This window comes from Oceanospirillum sediminis, assembly GCF_014164585.1.
Lineage (GTDB): Bacteria > Pseudomonadota > Gammaproteobacteria > Pseudomonadales > Halomonadaceae > Oceanospirillum > Oceanospirillum sediminis.
In genome coordinates, this window is record NZ_JACJFM010000086.1 from 1 (window position 1) to 767 (window position 767).

Genomic DNA, 767 nt, shown 5'->3' on the forward strand with positions numbered 1-767 from the left:
AGATTACAATCTTATTTGTGAATATCCATCATATAATTCAGCGGCGCGCGACTGTGGTTATTCAATTGAGTATCAAATAAAAAATGGCGTTAAATGCAGGAATGGATTTTTTTGGGCTTATAAATCTTAGTGCATATCTCACTTTCTGATGATAATAATAACCCCGCCGAAGCGGGGTTTATTAATAGCAATCAGACATCAGCTCCAGCCGCGTTTTTCCATGTGCTGCTAACCAACGGCCACTTTTAATGGTAATGCCTCCAGCGCACCCCTACGGGGGCACGCGAGGCTGATTGAGTGGAGGGATGCCCTCGCTTGAGTACATCACTTTTCAGTCTACACAGAAGCACGAACAATACTTGTGTATTGACCAGCACACGAAACTCACTCTACTAGCCACTTCAGACCAGATAATTATTGTTTTATTGGCGGGGGATTTCATTTAGTTTTGGAGTTCAACCGTTGATTTATGTACAATACCCCGGGTCGCATCCCCACCTTGTAAGATGAACTTCATAAGTGTGGCGGATGGAACCTCTAATAATCCAAGTCCCTGTGAAAGACCTCCGCCACCAACTGCATAAGCTTCACATTTATGTAAGTTAAACCCAGTAGGCGCAGCAACCCATACCACTCCATTAGCATCAAGGGCTGATACTGTCCATGTGCTTTGTTCGTAAAATCCATTACCTACGTAGTACCATCCAGGACCAGGCTTAAGGGCATCAGCCAGGCCATTGTTACGACAGTAGTCAATAACTCTTTTG

Annotated in this window: 1 protein-coding gene; it reads right to left on the bottom strand. The window is 44.2% G+C overall.

All coding sequences use genetic code 11. The features are described 5' to 3' along the window. Positions 1-442: 442 nt before the first annotated feature. The coding region (locus H4O21_RS25525; protein ID WP_220495839.1) for a hypothetical protein at positions 443-767 on the bottom strand (325 nt) is incomplete at its 5' end.